The 23,437-nt window shown below is 40.1% G+C and carries 18 protein-coding genes; 8 read left to right on the forward strand and 10 right to left on the reverse strand.

Going from position 1 to position 23,437, the window contains the following annotated elements:
* The first annotated feature begins 170 nt into the window (after positions 1-170).
* Positions 171-533, forward strand: a complete 363-nt coding sequence (locus FY048_RS09820; RefSeq protein WP_446090998.1) for a hypothetical protein — start codon at positions 171-173, stop codon at positions 531-533.
* Positions 534-647: 114 nt separating this feature from the next.
* Here FY048_RS09820 and dnaJ read toward each other — a convergent pair whose 3' ends face one another.
* From dnaJ to FY048_RS09840, 4 genes are all read right to left on the reverse strand, one after another.
* On the reverse strand, positions 648-1,757 hold the full coding sequence (gene dnaJ / locus FY048_RS09825) for a molecular chaperone DnaJ (protein ID WP_446090999.1): 1,110 nt from the start codon (positions 1,755-1,757) through the stop codon (positions 648-650).
* A 103-nt stretch (positions 1,758-1,860) separates the two neighbouring features.
* Positions 1,861-2,238, reverse strand: a complete 378-nt coding sequence (locus tag FY048_RS09830) for a hypothetical protein (RefSeq protein WP_016139760.1) — start codon at positions 2,236-2,238, stop codon at positions 1,861-1,863.
* Between the two features lie 139 nt (positions 2,239-2,377).
* Positions 2,378-5,503: an efflux RND transporter permease subunit gene (locus FY048_RS09835; protein WP_446091000.1), complete on the reverse strand. Its 3,126-nt coding sequence runs from the start codon at positions 5,501-5,503 to the stop codon at positions 2,378-2,380.
* A complete protein-coding gene (locus FY048_RS09840) occupies positions 5,500-6,606 on the reverse strand; it encodes an efflux RND transporter periplasmic adaptor subunit (protein WP_446091001.1) in 1,107 nt (368 codons plus the stop codon). Before FY048_RS09840 ends, FY048_RS09835 begins: the two co-directional genes overlap by 4 nt.
* Positions 6,607-6,753: 147 nt before the next feature.
* On the opposite strand from FY048_RS09840, the gene FY048_RS09845 reads away from it, so the two are divergent.
* From FY048_RS09845 to FY048_RS09860, 4 genes are all read left to right on the forward strand, one after another.
* Positions 6,754-7,377: a TetR/AcrR family transcriptional regulator gene (locus tag FY048_RS09845; protein ID WP_446091002.1), complete on the forward strand. Its 624-nt coding sequence runs from the start codon at positions 6,754-6,756 to the stop codon at positions 7,375-7,377.
* A gap of 170 nt (positions 7,378-7,547) precedes the next feature.
* Positions 7,548-10,232 carry a phosphoenolpyruvate carboxylase gene (ppc, locus tag FY048_RS09850; protein WP_446091003.1) on the forward strand — a complete coding sequence of 895 codons (2,685 nt, stop codon included), beginning with the start codon at positions 7,548-7,550 and terminating at the stop codon, positions 10,230-10,232.
* A 297-nt stretch (positions 10,233-10,529) separates the two neighbouring features.
* Complete coding sequence (locus tag FY048_RS09855; RefSeq protein ID WP_446091004.1) at positions 10,530-11,825, forward strand: solute carrier family 23 protein; 1,296 nt, start codon at positions 10,530-10,532, stop codon at positions 11,823-11,825.
* An 80-nt stretch (positions 11,826-11,905) separates the two neighbouring features.
* Positions 11,906-12,832 carry a LysR family transcriptional regulator gene (locus FY048_RS09860; protein ID WP_446091005.1) on the forward strand — a complete coding sequence of 309 codons (927 nt, stop codon included), beginning with the start codon at positions 11,906-11,908 and terminating at the stop codon, positions 12,830-12,832.
* On the opposite strand, the gene FY048_RS09865 is transcribed toward FY048_RS09860, so the two are convergent.
* The 3 genes from FY048_RS09865 to ilvD all read right to left on the reverse strand — a co-directional run bounded on the left by FY048_RS09865 (position 12,806) and on the right by ilvD (position 17,056).
* Positions 12,806-13,537 (reverse strand): sulfite exporter TauE/SafE family protein, encoded by a 732-nt coding sequence (locus tag FY048_RS09865; RefSeq protein WP_446091006.1) that lies wholly within the window; start codon positions 13,535-13,537, stop codon positions 12,806-12,808. The two genes, FY048_RS09860 and FY048_RS09865, sit on opposite strands and share 27 nt — an antisense overlap.
* A gap of 79 nt (positions 13,538-13,616) precedes the next feature.
* Positions 13,617-14,906, reverse strand: a complete 1,290-nt coding sequence (locus FY048_RS09870) for a hypothetical protein (protein ID WP_446091007.1) — start codon at positions 14,904-14,906, stop codon at positions 13,617-13,619.
* 320 nt (positions 14,907-15,226) lie between these two features.
* Positions 15,227-17,056, reverse strand: a complete 1,830-nt coding sequence (ilvD, locus tag FY048_RS09875) for a dihydroxy-acid dehydratase (RefSeq protein WP_446091008.1) — start codon at positions 17,054-17,056, stop codon at positions 15,227-15,229.
* 348 nt (positions 17,057-17,404) lie between these two features.
* Between ilvD and fmt the strand changes: the two genes are divergently transcribed.
* Together fmt and rsmB are read left to right on the forward strand one after the other, a co-directional pair.
* Positions 17,405-18,367 (forward strand): methionyl-tRNA formyltransferase, encoded by a 963-nt coding sequence (gene fmt / locus FY048_RS09880; protein ID WP_446091009.1) that lies wholly within the window; start codon positions 17,405-17,407, stop codon positions 18,365-18,367.
* A complete protein-coding gene (gene rsmB, locus FY048_RS09885; protein WP_446091010.1) occupies positions 18,364-19,668 on the forward strand; it encodes a 16S rRNA (cytosine(967)-C(5))-methyltransferase RsmB in 1,305 nt (434 codons plus the stop codon). The genes fmt and rsmB overlap by 4 nt, the downstream gene beginning before the upstream one ends.
* A gap of 38 nt (positions 19,669-19,706) precedes the next feature.
* Here the strand turns inward: rsmB and FY048_RS09890 are convergent, their stop codons facing one another.
* Both FY048_RS09890 and FY048_RS09895 read right to left on the reverse strand, forming a co-directional pair.
* Positions 19,707-19,850 carry a methionine/alanine import family NSS transporter small subunit gene (locus tag FY048_RS09890; RefSeq protein ID WP_004640212.1) on the reverse strand — a complete coding sequence of 48 codons (144 nt, stop codon included), beginning with the start codon at positions 19,848-19,850 and terminating at the stop codon, positions 19,707-19,709.
* 12 nt (positions 19,851-19,862) lie between these two features.
* Complete coding sequence (locus FY048_RS09895; protein WP_446091011.1) at positions 19,863-21,341, reverse strand: sodium-dependent transporter; 1,479 nt, start codon at positions 21,339-21,341, stop codon at positions 19,863-19,865.
* Positions 21,342-21,983: 642 nt separating this feature from the next.
* Here FY048_RS09895 and FY048_RS09900 point away from each other — a divergent pair.
* Positions 21,984-22,685 (forward strand): TIGR04219 family outer membrane beta-barrel protein, encoded by a 702-nt coding sequence (locus FY048_RS09900; RefSeq protein ID WP_446091014.1) that lies wholly within the window; start codon positions 21,984-21,986, stop codon positions 22,683-22,685.
* A gap of 64 nt (positions 22,686-22,749) precedes the next feature.
* Here the strand turns inward: FY048_RS09900 and FY048_RS09905 are convergent, their stop codons facing one another.
* Positions 22,750-23,346, reverse strand: coding sequence for a glutathione S-transferase family protein (locus FY048_RS09905; RefSeq protein WP_446091015.1), 597 nt, complete (start codon positions 23,344-23,346; stop codon positions 22,750-22,752).
* Positions 23,347-23,437 lie beyond the last annotated feature (91 nt).

The raw sequence follows: 23,437 nt of genomic DNA on the forward strand, positions 1-23,437 counted from the left end.
TTCTGTTTTACGTAATTTGTCTACTATATCAAAACTCTTTGCTCACGATAAAAAGTAAAAATTATTTTTTAATATCAGCTGAAATTTAATCTGTTTTCACAAAAGTTAAAGAATTGATCGGCACACTACTCAGCCACGAATGAGAAAAAGATGACTATAAGGAGTTCAGCATGCATTCGAGAATTATTGGCTTCACAGTGATGATGGGGATTATGAGTTCAGTGGCGTTTGCAGAGCCTGCAATCCAGCCAGGAGACACATTAGAAAGCTTATCTAAAGCACGTATTACAACTAACGTAAATACTCAAGCAGCAACGCCTACAGCTCAAACGAGCGTAGCAACCGATGCCAATACTGACGTTAAAGTTGAAGATATTGACCCGATTATTGGCGAAACAACAGCAGAAGTACCTAAAGTAGCCGTACAGGCAGTAACAGCAGCCGCACCAGTGATCGAAAGTGCTCCGACTCTTGCTTCTAGCGAACCGACTGTAAGTGTTGACGACATCGATGTTGCTCACCCTACAGAGTAAGCAGAGGTAATTTACTTTTAAGCAGAATAAAAATAATAAGATGAATCAGCGCAATAAAAAGGCGGATATTTTATCAATATCCGCCTTCTTTTTAATTTCTTATCTAATCAAGTATTAATCGAACAAACGATCAAAGAATGATTTTTTCTTTGGTGAAGAAGCACTGTCTTCGCCATCAAAAGAAGCTTGCAACTCTTTAAGTAATTCACGTTGACGAGAATTTAAGTTGACCGGTGTTTCAATCACAATACGGCAGAGTAAATCACCTACCATGCTGCTACGTACTGGACGAACGCCTTTGCCACGTAAACGGAATAATTTGCCTGTTTGAGTTCCCTCAGGAATCTTCAAGCTAACGCGACCTTCCAATGTTGGAATTTCAAGCTCTTTACCAAGTGCAGCATCAGCAATGCTTACTGGTACATCCATATAAAGATCGGCACCATCACGTTGGAAAATTTCGTGTTCGCGAACAACCACTTCAACGTACAAGTCACCTGATTGGCCATCACGAATTGCTTCGCCTTTACCACTCAAACGAACGCGGTCACCATTATCCACACCCGCTGGAATTGTAACTTCCAACGTTTGCTGGCGATCGGCTACACCTGAACCATGACATGCCTGACAAGGGTTTTTAATAATTTTACCTTGGCCACGACAAGTACCACATGTTTGTTGTACAGAGAAGAAACCTTGCTGCATACGCACTTGTCCTGAACCATGACAAGTTTTACAGGTTTCAACATCTTTTGGATTTTTAGAGCCTTTACCATCACACACATCACATGGTGCTGGAGCAGTAAAAGTAATGGTTTTTTTCACCCCTTTTACAGCTTCTTCAAGGGTAAGTTCCATTACATAACGTAAATCTGATCCGCGACGTTGACGCTGTTGACGCCCACCACCGAATGCACCACCGAAGATATCACCGAACTGGCTGAAAATGTCTTCTGCACTAAATCCGCCGAAACCACCACCACCGCCGCCAAAGCCGCCTTCGAACGCATTATGACCCATGCGATCGTACATGCTGCGCTTTTCGCTGTCCGATAAAACTTCATAAGCTTCAGCAGCTTCTTTAAATTTATCTTCAGCTTCGGCATTGTCAGGGTTTCTATCTGGATGATATTTCATCGCCAATTTACGGTAGGCTTTTTTGATCTCATCATCACTTGCGGTTTTTGAAACGCCTAAAACCTCATAATAATCACGTTTAGCCATTTTTGGCGGTGCTCCTCACGGAATTTTATCAATACTCTATTGCCGACTAAATGGGGGGCTTTAGCCGAATTTACAAGGGTAAAATATTTAAAAAATAGATATATTAAAAAACTGCCTTATTTTTTAAATATTTAGACAAGCCTTTTAACCATGCATTTAATAGAAATAACCACGCAATAGCGCTAAATACCACACCAGCAACCGTAGAGGCGGTTACCCAAAGGTTACTGTCCCATGCAAAAAAGAAGAGCGGAATAAACCAGACCGCAGCAAAAATTGCCATACAAAGAAATAGAATCCCGTTTCGCATAATCCATAGTGCATGCGCATGAATCCAAACTTCTGCATTATCTACAACCGCCACTTTACGAGCGACCAAATAAGCAAAGGCCGCAAAAATAACCGTAAACAATGCAAGAAACATGAACGCATAAGAAATTACTATATAACGGCGATGCTGTTCGATATGGTCTTGCCCCATCTGTATTTCACCTCAATTCACTGCACTTAGCCTATTTTTTATGCAGTGAAATAATCCTGTATTTTTTGTGTAAAGACAGGTGCTACTATATTGGAGTTTTCAATATTTCGCACCTTTATTCACAAAAAATTTATGTATTTTATGCGGTTTTTTTCACCTTAAACCACGCTGCGTAGAGCGCAGGTAAGAAAAATAATGTCAGTAAGGTGGCAACAATCAAGCCGCCCATGATCGCAACTGCCATCGGACCAAAGAAAATACTTCGTGAAAGTGGAATCATGGCCAAAACTGCGGCTAATGCAGTCAAAATAATCGGACGGAATCGACGCACTGTCGCTTCAATAATCGCTTCCCATGTTGGATGCCCTGCTTGCCTGTCTTGTTCAATTTGATCAATCAAAATAAGCGAGTTACGCATGATCATCCCAGATAGTGCAATTGTGCCCAACATCGCCACAAAGCCAAATGGTTTGTTAAATAAGAGTAAGAATAAAACCACACCAATTAAACCCAGCGGAGCTGTTAACAACACAATGGTCGCGCGAGATAAGCTTTTGAGCTGAATCATCAGTAATGTCATGACTACAGCTAAGAACAGTGGCATACCCGCATTAACAGAGTTTTGCCCACGTGCAGACTCTTCTACAGTTCCACCGACTTCAACAAGATAACCACTTGGTAATTCAGCACGTAACTTATCCATTGATTCTGCTAACTCGCCAACCACGGTAGCGGGTTGTAATTGAGTCCGAATATCTGCGCGAACAGTAATGGTCGGTAAACGGTTACGATGCCAAATTAAACCATCTTCAAACTTATATTCAATTTTAGCAATCTGGGCTAAAGGCACAGTCGTTCCATTGGTCGTTGGTACAGCTAAACTTGCCAGTGAAGCCACTTCAACTCGTTCACTCTGATCGCCGCGTAAACGGATTTCGATGAGTTCACGCTTTTCACGATATTGCTCAATCGCGCTACCTGTAATTGATGCATTAATGAAGTTCGCTAAATCGACACTAGAGACACCCATTTGTCGAGCACGATCTTGGTCAATTTGAATTGAAATAATCTTACTCGGCTCACCCCAATCTAAATGCACATTGGTAGTATTCGGGTTTTCGCCAACTAATTTAGCGACTTTTTGTGCCTCTTGACGTACCAGATTTTGATCTTCGCCTGACACACGATATTGCAATGGATAACCAACAGGTGGCCCATTTTCTAGTAATGACACGCGAGTACGAACTTGCGGAAGTAATTGCTTAATTTGTGTGTCTAATGAGCGTCGAATTTCATCACGATCATCAAGCGATGATGCGAGTACAACAAACTGCGCAAAGCTGGCTTGCGGTAATTGCTGGTCTAACGGTAAATAAAAACGTGGTGAACCTGTACCGACATAAGCCACATAGTTATCAATACCTTTTTGTTTAGACAGGAATTTTTCAACCTTTTTCACAGCTTGTTCTGTCGCTGTTAAAGAAGCGCCTTCTTCAAGTTTTAAATCAACTAAAATCTCGGCACGGTTCGAAGGTGGGAAAAACTGCTGAGGAACGATCTTAAACATCAACACAGATAGCACAAAAATACCCACCGTAGTCGCAATTACGGTTTTACGGTAAGTCACACAAAACTCGACCATCTTTCTAAAACGTAAATAGAAGCTAGATTGATAAGGATCGTAGTGATGGTCCTGTGAAATGGCCACAGTTTGCGGTTGCGGTTTTTTGGTTAATCTCGCCCATAAACGGGCATACCAAGGGGCCTGATGACCTGTTTTGGTAAAATCAGGTAATAGCTTTTCACCTAAATAAGGTACGAATAAAACTGCCGCGACCCAAGACACTAATAAGGCAATCGTTACCACCTGAAAGATAGAGCGAGTGTATTCACCCGTACCAGACTGAGCCGTAGCGATGGGTAAGAAACCAGCCGCAGTAATCAATGTTCCGGTGAGCATTGGAAAAGCCGTTGTTTTCCACGCAAATCCGGCGGCTTTAATCCGGCTATAACCCTGCTCCATCTTAATTGCCATCATCTCAACGGCAATAATGGCGTCATCGACCAACAGACCTAGCGCCAGAATCAAGGCACCCAGTGAAATCTTATGTAGGCCAACATCGAATAGACTCATACCCGCAAAGGTCATTGCTAAAACTAAAGGAATAGAAAAAGCGACAACCAATCCCGTGCGGAAACCTAAAGAGAAAAAACTCACTAACAAGACAATAATAACTGCTTCAGCGAGTACCTTTATAAACTCATGAATACTGCGTTGTACTGCTACAGGTTGGTCAGAAACTTTTTGGAGCTTCATCCCTAAAGGCAAAGTTTTTTGCAGTTGGGCAAATTCTGTGTCGAGATTTTTACCTAAGGCAATAATGTCACCGCCCTTACGCATCGATAAAGCAATACCAATGCCATTTTCACCCATGAAACGCATACGTGGCTGAGCTGGTTGACTAAAACCACGGTAGACATCAGCGACATCTCCGAGCTGAATGGTTTTATCACCTACCAATAAAGGCATTTTCTTAATTTCATCAATGTTTTGTAAATGACCACTTACCCGAATCTGAATGCGGTCTGTGCCTGTTTCAAAAAAACCTGCACTTGCCATACTGTTTTGCTTTTGTAAGGCATCTTGAATCGCTGTAACTGGAATACCAAGCTGTACCGCTTTGGTGTTAGAAATCTCAATCCAGATTTTTTGATCTTGTAGACCAATGAGTTCAACCTTACTAACATCCTTGACGCGTTGAAGCTGTAATTGCAAACGATCTGCATATTCTTTTAAAAGCGCATAGTCAAAGTCTTTGCCTGTCAGTACATAAATATTACCGTAAGTGTCTCCAAATTCGTCATTGAAAAATGGACCTTGTACGCCGTTTGGTAGTTCATGGCGTATATCATTTACCTTCTTACGAACGTTGTACCAAACATCGGGAATCTTGTCAGAAGTCAGCGAATCCTTCGCTACAAAAGTGACCAATGACTCGCCTGGACGGGAGTAAGCCATAATCTTGTCATACTGCCCTGTTGTCATGAGTTCCTTTTCGATACGGTCCGTAACTAAAGTAGAAACTTCTTTGGCAGTCGCCCCAGGCCAGTAGGTCTGCACCACCATGACCTTGAAGGTAAATGGTGGATCTTCACTTTGTGATAATTTTGAATAAGAGATTGCACCGATAATGCCAAGCAACAGCATAAAATAAAGGACAATGCCTTTATTATTTAATGCCCATTCCGAGAGATTGAATTTCATGGCTGGGTTGCTCCCTGAATTTTCACCCCACGGTTTTCACGATCAATCGGATGAATCTTCTGTTTATCACGTAGCAAATGTACGCCGCCAATCACGACCCAATCGTTTGGAGCTAAGCCAGATAACACAGGTACGCTATCTTTGCCATATGCACCAATCGTTACAGGTACTTTACGCAAAGTCTGATTCGCATTAACCACCCACACATAAGGTTGATTATCTGTTGCTGAAACACTTGAAAGTGGCACACTCATCACATTGGTTTGAGTTGAGCTAAAAAATACACGTGCACTTTGTCCAAGCTGAATAGTAGATTGACCTTCTTTGAGTGCAACTTTCACTGTAAATGTACGAGACTGATCTGCCGCTGGGGAAACTTCACGCACATAACCAGCAAATCGGTCATTCGGTTTAGACCATAAAGTCACCCAAGCTGCTTGGCCAACCTTGATCTCGGCAACCGCTTGTTCTGGCACGCCAATGACAACTTCACGCTCTCCATCAATGGCCAGTTGATAAGCCGCTTGGCCCGCAGCAACCACTTGTCCAATCTCAATGTTTCGTGCAGTAATTACCCCGTTTTTATTAGAAACGAGTTGGTTATAACCAGTTTGGTTCGCAGAAACTTCATAGTTAGAACGAGCTTGCTGTAGAGCCGCTTGCGCCGCGTCATATTGATTTTTTACCGTATCAAATTGCGAACGGCTCACCGCATTAATCGGTAATAATTGCTGAAAACGTTTAAGTTCGTCTGCTGCTGTTTTTGCTGAAGCTTGTGCATTGTCCAGTTGGGCTTTAGCGGCATTTAATTGTAGCTGGGCATCTGCCACGTCAAGCTTTGCTAAAACTTGTCCGACTTTAACTCGATCACCGACATCTACATAACGTGCTGTAACTTGTCCACCGACCCGAAATGCTAAAGCCGTTTGTTGTCTGGCCTGCACATCCCCTGCATAGCTTTTTTGTTCATTGAGTGTGGTCAAGGGTTGAGCCACCATCACATAGGGTATTTCTTCTGTTTTTGGGGCTTCTTTACTACACCCCATTAATGTGACCGTACAAACAATCACCATACTCATGATGAGAGGTTTTAACAGATTCATATCTTATCGCTCTTATTCAAACTGATTTTTTAAGGCACAATATGCTTGCATCATAAATTGTTTACTTTTTAATTAATATACTCATGGGTACATTAATTAAAGAAAAACTTATAAATCGTTTTTTTTAAATTTTTATCAGAGGATTTTGTGCAAACAGTTAATCAAAGTGGGCGCCCCAAAGATCTGGAAAAACGTGCTCGTATCTTACAAGCCGCGAAAGCTATTTTTTTAAAATCTGGCTATCACGGTACCAGCATGAACCAGATTGCACAGGAAGCAGGTGTCACTAAACTCACGGTTTATAATCACTTTCAAGACAAAGCGAACTTATTTATCTGTGCGATTACAGAAACCTGTGAAGAATCGCTTTGCACTAAACAGTTTGAATTAGATGCATCGGCAGACTTTTATCAAGCACTGTTTATTGTGTGTTCACGCGCCTTGCAGATTATTTATTCACCTGAAGCGCTTAAACTCGAGCATGTATTATTTGAACTCGCAGCAGAACAAAGCCCTTTAGCTGAACAATTTTTTACTGCATCGCATACGCGACTTCAAAATCAGTTAGCCGCATTCTTCCAAAAAGCAGCTGAATTAGGTTTTATCCAAGCAGATGATCCAATTTATCAAACAGAGCTTCTTTTAACTTTGCTGCTTGGTGTACGTCACCATAAGGTTCTACTTAGAATTATTGCTGTGCCTAATGCACAAGAGCTAGAACAAATTATTAGAGATGCGATTAATTTATTCTTGCTCAAATATCGGAATTAAACCAAAGTCCGATTGCCAAAAGTTGCACTGAGTGCATGTCTACTTTTAAGACGCAATAAGCGAATTAAATGTTATTTTTTAAGCAAAAATTCACATTTTCTTACGCTCACAGCTTGGAATGTTTGTTAATCGCGCTATATTCGATAAGAATAAGAACAGGAGAAAATAGCATGGTTCAGCAAATCGATGCGCCACTGCGTGAGGATGTCCGTTTACTTGGCAATTTGTTAGGTGAAACCCTAAAACAACATGCAGGACAAGAACTGTTTAATCAGATCGAGCAAATCCGTGCGCTTGCTAAAGGTGCACGTGATGGTCAAGCTGAAGCCGAAAAGCAACTAGAACAATTATTTTTAGAATTGCCCGATGAAGAGCTACTCCCTCTTACTCGCGCTTTTTCTCATTTCCTCAATTTTGCCAATATTGCCGAGCAATATCATGTGGTACGTAGCCGCAGACAGGCAGAATTCGATTCGGAGGCTAATTCTCCAAATCCACTTGTTCACCTATTTGAAAAATTTAAAGACAAAAGTATTTCGACAGAAAAACTGTTCCAGCAAATTTGCGATCTCAATATTGAGTTAGTGCTTACCGCGCACCCAACCGAAGTCAGCCGCCGTACACTTATTCAAAAATATGATGATATCAATGCGTGTTTGTCTCAGCTTGATCAGCAAAAACTCACTCCACGTGAACGTCAAAGTGCACTTGCCAACTTAAAGCAACAAATTAGTTCAGCTTGGCAAACAGACGAAATTCGTCAGCACCGCCCGACTCCAGTTGATGAAGCAAAATGGGGCTTTGCAACCATTGAACAAACTCTTTGGAATGCTGTACCTAAATTTGTTCGTGAGTTAAATGAGTTGGTACAAGAAAATTGCCAACAAGATCTACCCCTTAGCATTGCACCAGTGCGTTTCGCATCTTGGATGGGTGGAGATCGCGATGGCAACCCAAATGTTACTCATCAAATTACCCAAGAAGTGCTGTGGTTATCACGCTGGCAGGCTGCCGACCTTTACCTAAGAGATATCGAAAACTTACGTTGGGAGCTTTCGATCCAAACCTGTTCTGAAGAAATGATTCAGGCCATTGGTAACCAACATGCAGAACCTTATCGTGAATATTTACGTGCAACACGCGAACGCTTAAAAGCGACTCGCCACTGGTTAGCTCAACGCTTACAAGGCTTAGAAGCAGACGACAGCAATGTCATTAAAAGTAAAGATGAGCTTTTACAACCATTATTGCTGTGCTATCGCTCTTTAATCGACAGTAACCTACCTGAAATTGCGAATGGTCAACTTCTCGACTTTATTTACCGTGTGAACTGTTTTGGTATTGAACTACTTAAACTCGACATTCGCCAAGAATCAGGACGCCATCGCCAAGCGATTTCAGCAATTACTGAATATTTAGGTTTAGGTAATTTTGAGTCTTGGACTGAACAAGCGCGCCAAAACTTCCTGATTCAGGAATTACAGAGCAAGCGCCCGCTTTTACCGAAATATATTAATGAACCTGAAGGTAGTTTGATTGGACACCCAGATGTCCAAGAAGTATTTGCAACCATGCGTACTTTGGCAGACCAACCGCCTGAATCTTTAGGGGCCTATATTATTTCGATGGCTGAATATCCAAGTGATGTTTTAGCTGTGTTGTTATTGCAAAAAGAAGCAGGTATTCAGCATCCTTTACGTGTAGTTCCTCTGTTTGAAACTTTAAAAGACTTAGATGGCGCTGCAACGACCATGAATACGCTGTTCAATATGCATTGGTATAAGCAGCATATTCAGGGTAAACACGAAGTCATGATCGGTTACTCCGACTCTGCAAAAGATGCTGGTTTCATGTCAGCTAACTGGGCGCAATATCGTGCTCAAGAAGAGCTCACTGCAATTGCTCAAAAACACGGCGTACAGTTGACGCTGTTCCACGGCCGTGGTGGTTCAATTAGTCGTGGTGGTGCTCCAACACAACAGGCTCTATTTTCACAGCCGCCGGGTTCTATCTCTGGTGCAATCCGAGTCACAGAACAAGGTGAAATGATTCGCTTCAAATTCGGTCTAGAAGGAATTGCCATGCAAAACCTTGAAATCTATACCGCTGCAACACTCGAAGCGACCTTATTACCGCCACCAGAGCCTAAAGCCGAGTGGCGTGAAATCATGAACCGTATGACCGATCATTCTGTGAAGGTTTATCGTCAGACAGTGCGTGAAAACCCACATTTTGTGAAGTATTTACGGACCGTTACGCCGGAACTTGAATTACAAATGTTGCCTTTAGGCTCACGTCCAGCAAAACGTAAAGTGAGTGGTGGTATTGAGTCTTTACGTGCGATTCCATGGGTATTTGCATGGACTCAAATCCGTTTGATGTTACCTGCATGGCTAGGTACTGGTGCTGCAATTAATGAAGTGATTGCCGATCAGCAAAAAGCAACGCTTGATGAAATGCTCCAGCAGTGGCCTTATTTCCAGACGCTGATTGATATGCTGGAAATGGTATTGTCTAAATCCGATGCCAACATTGCACTCTATTACGAGTCTCATTTGACTGAAGATGAAGATTTAAAAGTGCTCGGTAATCAATTACGTCAGCGCTTAAAAGATGCTGTTGAAACACTACTTAAATTGAAAGATGAATCAAAGCTTCTTAGCAATAACGAAGTTCTTGATCAATCAATGCAGGTTCGTAAACCTTACTTACTTCCTTTGCATCTTTTACAGGCTGAACTCATGAAACGCCGCCGTGATTATCTTGCTGAACGTCAGGCAGAAAATACTCCTGTTGACCATGCACTTATGGTGAGTATTGCAGGTATTGCTGCTGGTTTACGTAATACAGGCTAAGCTGATTTTACCGATCGTTTGACAAAGCAGTACATCTCGATGTGCTGCTTTTTACTTGCAAAATTCTCTATTTTTCTTAAATTTTCCTCGATTTTCTATTTTTTAGAATATTTTTTTAAAATCAAAAAATGAGTCTTTATGAGAAAAAAATAACTAATTCCTTATATTTAGAATTCATAAAATTATACCAATCGTTAAAAAATAATTATTTTTCACTAACATACTTCTCTCTAGAGATTAAATGCATTCTCAAGAAAGAGTATCATTGCAGCAATTAAAGAATAACGAGCTTATTTTATGTCCAATTGGTTTCCAAAATGGCAGCCTTACCAAGGTGATATTGACCATCGGCCAGTCTCTACCAATGAATATCTTCCTCCAGTTCAAAGTGCTATTTTAGGTATTCAACATGCGTTTGCGATGTTCGGAGCAACTGTTTTAGCCCCATTACTCATGGGCTTTAATCCTAACCTTGCTATTTTAATGTCTGGTATCTGTACCATCCTGTTCTTTTTAATTACGGGTGGTCGTGTTCCGAGTTATTTAGGTTCAAGTTTTGCATTTATTGGTGTGGTTGCAGCAGCAACTGGGCATATTACGGGTTCGGGCGCCAATCCAAACCTTTCTATGGCTTTAGGCGGAATCGTTGCGTGCGGTATATTTTATGCACTCATCGGTTTTATTGTCATGCTTACAGGCACACGCTGGATTGAAAAACTCATGCCACCTGTGGTGACTGGCGCGGTTGTGATGATTATTGGTCTAAACCTCGCACCCGTTACGATTAAAGGTGTTGCAGGACAACCATTTGAAATGTGGATGGCCTTAATTACCGTACTTTGTATGGGCAGTATTGCAGTCTTTACTCGCGGATTGTTGCAACGTTTACTTCTGTTAGTCGGTTTAATTTTGGCTTATGTAATTTACGCCATCACCACCAATGGGCTAGGTTTTGGTAAACCCATCGATTTTAGCCAGATCTCAGCAGCTGCGTGGTTCGGAATTCCAAGCTTTTCGCATCCTACCTTTGATACTAAAGCGATGCTGATTATTGCACCCGTCGCGCTTATTTTAGTAGCCGAAAACCTAGGACATATTAAAGCAGTAGGTGCGATGACGGGTGAAAACCTGACTCCACAATTAGGCAAAGCATTTGTCGCAGATGGTTTGGCAACAACGCTTTCTGGTAGTGTCGGTGCACCTGGTATGACGACTTATGGCGAAAACATTGGAGTTATGGCAGTCACTCGTGTCTACTCAACCATTGTTTTTGTGATTGCTGGTGTGTTCGCAATTTTCTTGGGTTTATCTCCAAAATTTGGCGCGGTAATTAGTACGATTCCAAGTGCTGTCTTAACAGGTGCATCTATTGTTGTATTTGGTTTAATTACCATTGCTGGTGCAAAAATCTGGATTGAAAACAAAGTTGATTTTTCCAACAATAAAAACCTGATTGTTGCTTCTGTAACAATTATTTTAGGTGCCGGAAATTTTGAATTAATGTTTGGTAGTTTCAATTTAGGTGGCATTGGTACAGCAACATTTGCGGCCATTATTCTAAATTGGTTGTTTAGTTTAAAAGATAAAACCTAAATTCAAAAAGGCAGCGTAAGCTGCCTTTTTTCATTACGATTTAGTATGATGACCTCTTAGCCTTCAATACGTTCCCTGTCATGCGTTTTGATTTTTTTGATTTACAGTTGGTTCTTCATATTGTCTCAACTGGTAGCCTAACTAAAGGTGCTGACCGCTCTGCGATTTCACTTCAAGCAGCGAGCGAGCGTATAAAAAAACTCGAACAGTATTTTGAAACACCCTTATTTATTCGCCAAACCACTGGGGTAGAACTCACCACAGCTGGACATGCTTTTGTAGAACATGCCCGTCAGCTTTTAGTACAAAAAGATCAACTTGAACAAGAAATGCAGAGGTTTAGGCACCCTACCACAGAAGCATTAACGCTTTGGTGTAACTCTTCTGCTCAAAGTGAATATTTACCTACTTTGTTACCTCAATATTTAGTACTTCATCCCGAAATGAATATTGATTTACACGAAGCTGAAAGCTCAGAAATTGTAGATGCATTAACGCAAGGGGTTGCGAGTTTAGGTCTAGTCTCAAGTTTTTTTGATACCAGACATTTGCAGACTAAAGAATTTGCTAGTGATCCTCTAGTTTTGATTTGTCCCGCTACGCATGAGTTAGCTCAATATCAAAAGCTGAATTTGGTAGATGCTCTAAGCTATGGTTTTATTGGTCTTAAACCCCATCACTCTTTGCAACAGTCTATCGAAACCCAAGCTAAGCTATTAGGCTTTAACATACAGTACCGTTTGCGCTTACCTAACTTTAGTGCAATTGCTGAGGTCGTTGCCAAAGGTGTGGGAATTGCGATTATGCCGGCTCGTGCTGCACAGCGTTTGCAATCGGATTATGATTTTCATTCCATCCAACTGCTAGGTGCATGGGCAAATCGTAAACTACTTTTAGCCGCACAAGATTTCAGTCAGCTTCCCAAAAATTATCAGCAATTTGCAGACTTTTTATTACAGCAACGTCCTGAAAAAATCGGCTTAATGCAAAATCATATAAAGCCCTAATGACACCAAACCTATAAAAAAGATACGGCGGAATAACTGCTCGTTGAGTCGATAGCGAATTTTTTTACCTAACCACATTCCAACGAGTGCAGCCACCAACGCAGCAAAAGATAAACGATAGTCCAGTGTTACTCCCAACATCGGGTTATGGTGTAAAAAAACTGCAAGACAAATGGTAGACACCGTAAAAGTCAGCCCTAGAGCTTGTACCAACTCATCACGTTTTAAATGCAAAGACTGCAAATAAGGAACAATCGGAATAATAATGACACCTGTTGCTACCGTCACTGCCCCACCAATATAACCAATGATGGGCGATAGCCAACGCTCATGCTTCCCTAAGTGCGGAAGCTTCTTAACGCATAGACCATAGAGCCCATATAAGGCCAGCATACAGCCTAATAAAATTTCACTACTGTGACCATGACTTTGACTTAAAGTCGGTAGAAAACTCCATATTGAGCCCACCACAATGCCTACAAGCAAAGTCCAGAAACGGCGAATAAAAGCCCAGACATGTCCTTCAGCAAAAAGCTGCCAAACATTGGTGACCATTGAGGGAACAATGAGTAAAGAAGCTGCTTGAAAAGGACTTATTGCGATGGTGAGTAAACCCATCGATACTGCGGGCAACCCTAGACCGATCATGCCTTTAATCATGCCAGCAAAAGCAAAAACCATCATAATAATTACTAAAAAAGTCACTGTTTATCTCCGATTCCCTACATGGTTATGCTACGGAAAAAAACAGGTTTTGCCCTATTCTTGTTTTTAGAAGTGGGCCTCAATTAGAAGTTGAGGCCGTTTTATATTTTTCTTCTAAAACATTACTAAAAATACTTTCAATCATCCAAACTCGGTACAAGCTATTAAATACATAACTTTGACCATCAATACGTAACTCTAAAACTGGCAAATCAGGCTGATGCTTATCTTTGCAAAAAGCATCATTTTGCGCCAGTACAGCTGGCACATCCTGTTCGGTTAATTGCTCAATTCCCAACTGCTGCTGTAATTCTTGAAAATGCTTTTGGAAAGATAAATCTTTGCCTTTTGTCCAAACGGCTTGCAAGATCGTAAAAATCGTATCGATTTGCTGATTTTCCTGCACACTATAAAAAAGCTTTGCCATTTCAAGCGCACTTTCTTCGGTAGGGCGACAAAAAGGAGTAAAAGCGACATCTGTTCGTTTAGAAACACGGGTTGCCAAACTCCAATCAAACCAATCTCGGCCTTGGTAGCTTAAAGGGTAAACTTTTAATTGAATATCGTAATAATCAGCTAGTTCTTCCTTAATATAAGCAAGCAACAGCCAACTCATTGGATCTTCTAAGGCAATATATATATCGAGTTCAGGATGAAGTGTCTGAATTTCGGTAAGTGCCTCAGCATCATTAATCAAATGCTCACGCCATTCGATATGATTAATTAAAAAGATCGGATTACCAGTCAGTAACTTTTGCTGTTTTAGACGACGGGTTAAACGTAATAAATCATCTACTGCATGATATTTACGTCCACCAAACTCAAAGTAAGCTGCCGATACAGGCTCATCCGTAAAAATACGTTCTGAAAAATGTTGAGGAAGCTGATGTTTAACTGCCATGGCATGTAAAGTACGCAGCTTTCCATATTGTTGCTGCCAAAGCATGTGAAAAATATCTTCAAGTAAATGTAAGAAATTCTGACCTTGTAATGGGGTTCTTTTTAATATGACAGCGGCTTGTTTTAAAGATTCTTGGCTTGGGATTTCTGGAAATTCATCAAAAGCAAAACGGTGTTGTTTGGCTAATATTTTGGCATCATTCAGACAATAATTTTGCCACTCTTCATGCGACATACCATTCGGAGGTTCAGAAGCAGTATGGGAAATAATAATTTTTAAAGGTTTAAGCTCATCACTTAAAATCTCATCGAGCTGAGACAGTTGCTGAACAGCTAAATAGCTATACACATCATCAAGTCGTAAATAAATACTTAAACCATTTTCCGTGGGTAACACCGCTTGACGAGAAGGTTTTTGGTAAAACCAACTCGATCGGATAGGGTCAAACCAACGGCGTAGCAGTGACATGAGAGTAGAGCCTCTAAAAAATAAATCCTAAGCAAGACCAAAAAACTGCTTTGATCGCAGTACAAAGTGTCGCAGAAACATCATATACAAAATGCTGACGAGCTCTGCTTATACAGAACAAAGATCATGTTATTGCACGTATTCCTGCATCGGTGAAGATTTTATCATCATTTTATGAGAAACCCATAGAATGACTTGCAACACCCTCATCTACAAGCCTATTTTTTCGAACAGATGTAAAAAATGCACCCATCAGCATGATAATAATTCATCGTGCAAATGGGTGCATAGTTTCTATTCAATTAATAAAATTGAATATTTTATAGAACGCGTACAGCTCCTTTCGCCGCACTTGTTGTATGCATTGCATAAACTTTTAACGCTTTTGATACCTTACGTTTACGTTCTTCTTTCGGATGCCAGCCTTTCGCTTCTTGAACTGTACGACGGTGCGCCATAGTCGCATCGTCAACGTTCAAGTGAATAGTACGGTTTGGAATATCGATTTCAATCGTATCGCCATCTTCTACCAAACCAATTGTACCGCCTTCAGCAGCTTCTGGTGAAACATGTCCAATCGAAAGACCTGATGAACCACCAGAGAAACGACCATCTGTCACCAATGCACAGTCTTTGCCTAAACCTTTCGATTTAAGGTAGCTGGTTGGGTAAAGCATTTCTTGCATACCCGGACCACCACGTGGGCCTTCGTAACGAATCACAACCACATCGCCAGCTTTAATATCATGACCTAAAATTGCATCTACAGCGGCATCTTGGCTCTCAAATACACGCGCTGTGCCCGTAAATTTCAAGATTGATTCATCTACACCCGCAGTTTTTACAATACAGCCATCAAGCGCGATGTTGCCGTATAGAACTGCTAAACCACCATCTTTCGAGAATGCATGTTCTGCATTACGAATAACGCCTTTTTCACGATCACCATCTAAAGTTGCATAGTAGCGATTTTGAGAGAATGCAACTTGAGTTGGAATACCACCCGGAGATGAGCGATAAAACTCATACACATCTGCATCTTCTGTACGAATAATATCCCACTTGTCTAACGCATCTTTTAACGTTTTCTCATGGACTGTTGGTAGTGATACATCAAGTAAATTCGCACGATCCAGCTCACCCAAAATGGCCATAATACCACCAGCACGGTGAACATCTTCCATGTGAACATCTTGTTTTGCAGGCGCTACTTTAGACAATACAGGAACTCGACGTGACAACTCGTCAATATCGTCCATTGTAAAGTCAACTTCCGCTTCACTTGCCGCAGCCAATAAATGCAGAACCGTATTGGTCGAACCACCCATTGCAATATCAAGGGTCATCGCGTTTTTAAACGCCGCCTTTGTTGCAATTGAACGAGGTAAAATGCTTGCATCTTCTTGTTCGTAATAGCGCTTAGCCAATTCAACAATAAGTTGGCCTGCTCTTAAAAATAATTTTTCACGATTAGCATGTGTCGCAACAATTGAACCATTACCTGGTAAAGATAAGCCTAAAGCTTCCGTTAAACAGTTCATTGAGTTTGCAGTGAACATACCTGAACATGAACCACATGTTGGACATGCTGAACGTTCAAATTCTTCAACTTCTTCGTCTGTATAACTTTCATCAGCCGCAACAACCATTGCATCAACAAGGTCAATCGCTTTTTCATTACCACGGAACTTGACCTTGCCCGCTTCCATTGGTCCGCCTGACACAAAAACTACTGGAATATTCAGGCGCATCGCAGCCATCAACATTCCCGGCGTGATTTTGTCACAGTTCGAAATGCAGACCATGGCATCAGCACAATGTGCATTTACCATGTACTCAACTGAGTCAGCAATCAAATCACGTGATGGTAATGAATAAAGCATGCCGTCATGCCCCATTGCGATCCCGTCATCTACTGCAATCGTATTAAACTCTTTAGCAACACCACCTGATGCCTGAATTTCTGCTGCGACTAGTTGCCCTAAATCTTTAAGATGTACATGGCCTGGAACAAATTGAGTAAATGAGTTGACCACCGCAATAATCGGTTTGCCGAAATCCTCATCTTTCATTCCTGTTGCACGCCATAAGCCACGTGCGCCAGCCATATTTCTTCCGTGTGTCGATGTTTTTGAACGATAGTCAGGCATTAGTGTTTCCAACAAGTTGTGCTTGAGCGGAATTTCTTCCACTCTGGCTGAATGATACTGATATAGCGTTAGATCAGTCGGAATATTGACTCATCATCATAATTTGATCATTCTCCATTCTATAGAAGCAAATAATATTCGGAAAGCCAAGAACAGTAATAGTCAGTCAATATTTAGCAAAACTTACATGAATAATTTTTTATTTTTTCATAACCTTTTTTTATCAATAAAAATTTTTGAATAATTTTTTGTTCACTATTTAAAAACCAAATCTCTCAATAGCCATGAGTTTAGGGCTTCAAACGTTTTTCACGTATACTACCCATAAACTCTTTTTGGATTGCATTTGTGAAAATTATTTTTGCTGGCACCCCCGAATTTGCTGCAACAGCATTGGCGGCATTATTAAAAACTTCCCATGAAATTATCGCCGTTTACACTCAGCCAGATCGTAAAGCAGGTCGTGGACAAAAACTAACACCATCTCCTGTAAAACAGCTTGCGCTTGAACATGGTATCCCTGTTTACCAACCACTTCACTTTAAAGCATCTACAGAAGAAGGGCTCGCAGCCCAACAAGAACTTGCAGCTTTAGGTGCCGATGTGATGGTAGTTGCAGCCTATGGCTTGATTCTTCCACAAGCTGTGCTCGATACACCTAAATATGGCTGTTTAAATATTCATGGTTCATTATTACCACGTTGGCGTGGTGCAGCACCAATTCAGCGTGCGATTGCAACAGGTGATGAAGAAACCGGAATCACGATTATGCAGATGGCTGCCGGTTTAGATACAGGCGATATGATGTATAAAACCTACTGTCCAATCACAGCCGAAGATACATCAGCGACTCTACATGACAAGCTCGCAGCTCAAGGCGCAACAGCAATTTGTGACGTACTCGAGTCAGAAGAAACACTACAAAAATATTTGGCAGAACGTGAAGTTCAAGATGAAGCTCTTACAGTCTATGCACACAAATTGGTGAAATCAGAAGCTCGTATTGACTGGTCAAATGATGCTGTTCAACTTGACCGAAATATTCGTGCGTTCAACCCTTGGCCAGTTGCATTCATTCAGTTAGATGAAAATAATGCTCTGCGTGTTTGGAACTCAACGACTTCAACTCAAAGCCAAGCAAATGCACAAGCTGGTGAAATTATCGCAATTGATAAACAGGGTGTACATGTTGCTTGCGGTCAAGACTCCTTTATTTGTCTGACCAGCGTGCAATGGCCGGGCGGTAAAGCAATGAATGATCAACAAATTGCACAAACTCAAAAACTTCACGTAGGACAAATTCTGCCATGAGTCAGGTTTCATCAAATTCATCACGATTTAACTTACGTGCTCAAGTTGTCCAGACCTTATTAAAAGTTCAGCAAGGTCAATCACTCGCTAGTATTTTAAATACACAGCTGAATCAAGTTGCAGAGCGTGATCGCGCACTATTTCATGAACTTGTTCTAGGTACGCTCCGCCAATGGTTTGCTCTTAAATCAATTAGCTTACCTTTGCTCAGCAAACCTTTAAATAATGAAACTGTTGAAACCTGTCTGTATGTTGGGCTTTATCAAGTTTTATGCACGCGTATTGCAGCGCATGCCGCCATATCAGAAACAGTAGATGCCACCAAACAACTTGGATTTCCTGCACTCGGCGGTATTGTGAATGCTATTTTGCGCCGCGCTACTCGCGAAACTGATGACTTTGAGCAAGGTTTACAACAAGCACATGGCTTACCAAGTTGGCTTTTTAAAAAGCTAAAAAAGGATTGGGGGGAACAAACGGAATCTCTTTGCCAATCATTAAAACAAGTCGCTCCTTTAACCTTAAGGGTGAACCAGCGTCATATTGGCCGTGATGCTTATTTAGCAAAACTACAAAGTCTAGATATTCAAGCACGTGCATGTACTCTGTCTGAAGCAGGTATTGTTCTTGAACAATCTGTACAAATTACCCAACTACCCGGTTTTGAAGAGGGATGGTTTTCTGTACAAGATGAACATGCTCAGCTATGTGCAACATTATTGCCAGATTTAAATAATAAAACAGTGATTGATGCCTGTGCAGCACCTGGTGGAAAAACAGCTCATTTACTCGAAAAGTTTAAACCAGCTCAGCTCATTGCTATTGACCAAGATTCTAACCGCTTAATCCGTGTAACTGAGAATTTAAACCGCTTAGCACTTGATCAAAGTCAAACAGAAATTTTAGCAGCCGATGCAACCGAATGGGTACCTGCACAACCAGTAGATTGTATTGTGCTTGATGCACCTTGTTCTGCGACAGGTGTTATTCGTCGTCATCCTGATATCCGTTTATTGCGCCAATCTAGCGACATAGCTCAAACGATTGAACTGCAAAAGCAGATTTTGGAACACATGTGGCAACAACTCAATGTTGGAGGCACACTGCTCTATATTACCTGCTCAGTTTTAAAAGCTGAAAATGAACAGCAGATGATAAATTTCTTTGCAGACCATACGGATGCAAAAGAAATTAAGATAGAAGCGAATTGGGGACTTGAACAAATTCATGGTCGACAATTATTACCGCAAGCACAATCTGGCGATGGATTTTATTATTGTAAAATTCAAAAAATTGCATAAAAAAGCAGGCTTCGAGCCTGCTTTTTATTAGATCAGCATCAAAGCGTATGCTGATCTTTTACATCTTCTAAAACATCATCTAACTCTTCAGGATGTTTCGATAAATGTAGAATGGATAAAATCAATCCACCCCATAAAAACACCATCGAAATCACCATCATCACGATTGCCGAAGTATTCATTATTTTATCCTCCTAGCGATCTTTCATTTTGCTTAACACGATTGCAACGACCGCACAGAAAATCACACTGCCCCAGCCGAATATACCTTGTAAGCTCATACTATAAGTATCATAGCCATTTTTGATCAAATTAAAAACAGTCATACAGAGTGTAGTTAACAAGATTAAAGATGTAATAACCGTTAAAGTGAAATCCCATCCCTTACCCACTTGAATGGTTGAGATACGATTTATATGGTCACTAAGCTCTTTAAGAGCCGAACGTTTAAACCAAGCTATGCTAATAATTGATATTAATGCACCACCGATAATACCGATGTTGTTGATAAAGTGGTCAACAATATCAACCAACTTAATTGCATTTACACTTGAGAATAAAATAATTGATACAAGTGCACTACCACCACCAATAATCGTTACAGCTTTTTTACGGCCCCATTTCAACTTATCTTGCATTGCTGCAATAGGCACTTCCAAAATACTGACCATCGAAGAAATACCTGCGACGAAAAGTGAAGAGAAGAATAAAAGACCAAATAAATCAGCCCCTGTACCTAAGCTTGAAATAATTTTCGGGAATGCAATAAATGCCAATCCAATTCCACCGCTCACTACATCTTTAACTTCAGTACCAGCCGCATGTGCCATAAAGCCAAGCGCTGCAAAAATACCAATACCTGCCAAAATCTCTGTTGACGCATTAGCAAAACCAACGATTAAGCCAGAACCAGTTAAATTGGTTTTCGGTTTCAAATAAGATGAATAAGTCACCATAATCCCGAAACCAACAGATAGTGAGAAGAAAGTATGGCCATACGCGGCCAACCAAACTTTATAATCCATCATTGCAGACCAGTTTGGCGTAAAGAATGCATTCAAACCTTGAGCTGCACCTGGTAAACGCAATGACTGAACCACTAAAATAGTAAATAAAATGAATAATAAAGGCATGAAAATCTTATTTGATAATTCCACACCTTTTTTCACGCCACCATAAAGAATGATTAAAGTAAGTGCCCAAATTCCAACAATCGGCCAGAATAAATGACTTACAAACTGTAAATCAAAACCAGTCGCTTTTGAGGTTTGTAGGTAAGTATTAAAGAAGAACCCTTCTGGATCACTTCCCCACATTTGACCAATAGAGAAGTAAACGTAACTACCTGCCCATGTTAGAACACTTGCATAGTACAAACCAATGATGATACAGACACACACCTGCCACCATCCTAATGTTTCTCCACCTTTAAATAAGGCACGATACGCTTTAGGAGGCGAACCAGTACTACGATGACCAACCGCATAATCTAAAAATAGTAAAGGTAAACCAGCAGTAATGAGTGCTAATAAATAGGGAATAAGAAACGCACCACCACCATTTTCATAAGCAACGTATGGAAAGCGCCAAATATTACCTAAGCCTACAGCCGAACCAACGGCTGCAATAATAAAACCAGATCGTGACGTCCAGTTTTCACGAGAATCTGTCATAGAACACCTAATGTTAAAAGATTGCTTATTTTTACTGCTATTGTTGATTGTTATTCCGCATGCAAAAAAAGAACCAAAAGAATACTTTTGTGTTTGATTGAGAATAAAAGACACCTTGTGAGTATTTTTATTTTCATTTCAAACAAGCAAAAATAGAAAATTCTTCCTTAAAGATTTTTGTCCATTTTTTGCTCCTATATAGCTGAACAATACCTGTTTTTATTTCTTTTTACTGTAATTTCCGTCAGAAATTTTACGAATTTTCTGAGTTTTTATCGCAATTGGTTATTTTTCAGCTTATCTTTATGTCCTAACGCTTATAGTCATAAATTGTTGTTCAATGATATTTTATTCCAATTCCTTAAAAGGTCGCTTTAATTACTCAACTTATCCATTAATTTGTTCTTCAATTTCCAATTAAGATTTGATAATACCTACTTTTTTAGATGACAAAATTTATACTAAAATCGGTAAAGCATTCATATCATCCAAACTAAAAGGAAAATATTAATTATTTGAAATGATTAATATTTTATTTAACTATAAAAATTATTAACAATATACACTTCAGACGCATGTTTTTTATCAATGCATCTGTAGCAAGATGTCTATATCATGCGCTCAAAGATTTCTTTTATGCGGATGTTCAAAGTGAAAATATTAAAAATATCTTTATTAACGCTCGGGATGGGCTTAAGTGGCTTTGCTCAAGCAGACTTTGTTGGAGTAAAAGGAGACGTAGGCTACTGGTTTTATGATGGTAAAGCTAATATGTCTTCTCAATTCCCTGACGATCAAGATCTAGATCAAAAAGGTAGTGCTCAACTCTCATTGGCAATAGAACACCCAATCCCATTTATTCCAAATGCAAAAATTCGTTATGTAAATTTAGATACTCAAACTAAATCAGAAACCTTAGGTCAAGCTAACTATAAAGTTGATTTAGATCATAGTGATTTTATTCTCTATTATGAATTACTAGACAATATTGTGAGTGTAGATGCGGGACTTGGTGCAACTGTATTAAATGGTGATATCACTGCTTATACAGGTAAGCGCGTAGATATTGATAAAACATATCCTATTGCTTATTTGTCTGGTGAAATAAAACTTCCATTTACAGGCTTAAGTGCTAAAGGTGAAGCAACTTATACAAACTTTGATGATGCACGAATCACAGACGCATTGGCAGAAGTAAAATATAAGTTTGCAGATAATCTACTCATTGATCTTGGTTTAACAGCAGGATATCGCGTACTCAATATTGATTTAGATGACTATGATAATAATGATCTTAAGTTTGAATTTAAGGGCCCGTATGTAGGACTGGAAGCTCATTTTTAAGTCAGAACGCACTCGAAATTAGCTTCATATAAAAAAAGGGACTCTTATAGAGTCCTTTTTTTAATTAACCCATACCTACATAACCTGAATATTTTCGAATTCTTTGGCACCATGCCTGAATGTTGGGATATAAAGTTAAATCAAAACCACCTTCATCAGCTACATGGGTATAGGCATATAGAGCGATATCAGCAATAGTGAGCTGTGACCCAATAAAATAATCAGACTTGGCTAACTCCTGATTCATAATAGATAAGGCTCTATGTCCGTTTGGCTGTAAGTTATGATAATCAGCTATTCTATTCTCTGGTAAACCTAAATATTTATTAATAAAACGGGCAACTGCAATAAATGGTTCATGACTATATTGTTCAAAGAACATCCACTGATACTTTTTTGCTCTCATATAGGAATCTGTAGCAATAAATTCTGTTTCCTCAGCCAGATAACCTAAAATAGCATTAGATTCGCTTAAAACACGACCATCATCTAGGACCAATACAGGTATTTTTCCATTAGGATTTAAGAATAAAAAATCTGCTGTTTGAGTGTCTTTTTTTAAAATATCAATGTGGACCCATCTATGTTTAATATTTAATAAGGAAAGTAATAGTTTGATCTTATAACAATTGCCCGAACCTACATCACCATAAATTATCATAGATATTTTTCCCTTATTATTCATATTTAAGTACGCAATTTTCTTATTATTTATAGCACGAATTTTCATATTAATTTCAATTCACACACGC

This window comes from Acinetobacter sp. 1124_18A, from assembly GCF_052824995.1.

What these genes read in the sequence shown, in the direction of transcription:
- FY048_RS09820 (WP_446090998.1), top strand. Translation starts at nt 171, where the DNA reads ATGCATTCGAGAATTATTGGCTTCACAGTGATGATGGGGATTATGAGT.
- dnaJ (WP_446090999.1), bottom strand. Translation starts at nt 1,757, where the DNA reads ATGGCTAAACGTGATTATTATGAGGTTTTAGGCGTTTCAAAAACCGCA.
- FY048_RS09830 (WP_016139760.1), bottom strand. Translation starts at nt 2,238, where the DNA reads ATGGGGCAAGACCATATCGAACAGCATCGCCGTTATATAGTAATTTCT.
- FY048_RS09835 (WP_446091000.1), bottom strand. Translation starts at nt 5,503, where the DNA reads ATGAAATTCAATCTCTCGGAATGGGCATTAAATAATAAAGGCATTGTC.
- FY048_RS09840 (WP_446091001.1), bottom strand. Translation starts at nt 6,606, where the DNA reads ATGAATCTGTTAAAACCTCTCATCATGAGTATGGTGATTGTTTGTACG.
- ppc (WP_446091003.1), top strand. Translation starts at nt 7,548, where the DNA reads ATGGTTCAGCAAATCGATGCGCCACTGCGTGAGGATGTCCGTTTACTT.
- FY048_RS09855 (WP_446091004.1), top strand. Translation starts at nt 10,530, where the DNA reads ATGTCCAATTGGTTTCCAAAATGGCAGCCTTACCAAGGTGATATTGAC.
- FY048_RS09860 (WP_446091005.1), top strand. Translation starts at nt 11,906, where the DNA reads ATGCGTTTTGATTTTTTTGATTTACAGTTGGTTCTTCATATTGTCTCA.
- FY048_RS09870 (WP_446091007.1), bottom strand. Translation starts at nt 14,906, where the DNA reads ATGTCACTGCTACGCCGTTGGTTTGACCCTATCCGATCGAGTTGGTTT.
- ilvD (WP_446091008.1), bottom strand. Translation starts at nt 17,056, where the DNA reads ATGCCTGACTATCGTTCAAAAACATCGACACACGGAAGAAATATGGCT.
- rsmB (WP_446091010.1), top strand. Translation starts at nt 18,364, where the DNA reads ATGAGTCAGGTTTCATCAAATTCATCACGATTTAACTTACGTGCTCAA.
- FY048_RS09890 (WP_004640212.1), bottom strand. Translation starts at nt 19,850, where the DNA reads ATGAATACTTCGGCAATCGTGATGATGGTGATTTCGATGGTGTTTTTA.
- FY048_RS09895 (WP_446091011.1), bottom strand. Translation starts at nt 21,341, where the DNA reads ATGACAGATTCTCGTGAAAACTGGACGTCACGATCTGGTTTTATTATT.
- FY048_RS09900 (WP_446091014.1), top strand. Translation starts at nt 21,984, where the DNA reads ATGTTCAAAGTGAAAATATTAAAAATATCTTTATTAACGCTCGGGATG.
- FY048_RS09905 (WP_446091015.1), bottom strand. Translation starts at nt 23,346, where the DNA reads ATGATAATTTATGGTGATGTAGGTTCGGGCAATTGTTATAAGATCAAA.